The organism is Desulfovibrio sp. OH1186_COT-070 (assembly GCF_003860215.1).
Lineage (GTDB): Bacteria > Desulfobacterota > Desulfovibrionia > Desulfovibrionales > Desulfovibrionaceae > Desulfovibrio.
Genome location: NZ_RQYH01000267.1, coordinates 1 through 283, shown reverse-complemented (window position 1 = coordinate 283; position 283 = coordinate 1). Strand labels below are relative to the sequence as shown.

Sequence of the window (283 nt, the reverse complement as noted above, 5' to 3'; positions counted from 1 at the left end):
AGCGTTGGTCGCCCGGCCGGAGACAACAGGCTGTTTGTCAACGCGGTATTCTGGATATTGCGAACGGGAGCGCCATGGCGCGATCTGCCTCCTGATCTTGGGGACTGGAAAAATACCCATCGCCGATTTTGCCGTTGGCGTGACCGGGGCGTTTGGGAAAAGCTCCTTGAGGCGCTCGTGGTTGAGCCTGACTATGAGTGGTTGATGATTGATGCGAGCCATTGCAAAGTGCATCCCCATGCTGCTGGAGCGGTTGGCGGCAACCAGGCGATGAGCCGCACAA

1 protein-coding gene is annotated in these 283 nt (G+C 58.3%); it reads left to right on the top strand.

Features of this window, described 5'->3' with window-relative positions; translation table 11 throughout:
* Positions 1 to 283, top strand: a 283-nt coding sequence (locus EII23_RS12795) for an IS5 family transposase (protein WP_124793581.1), incomplete at both ends; no start/stop codon positions are given.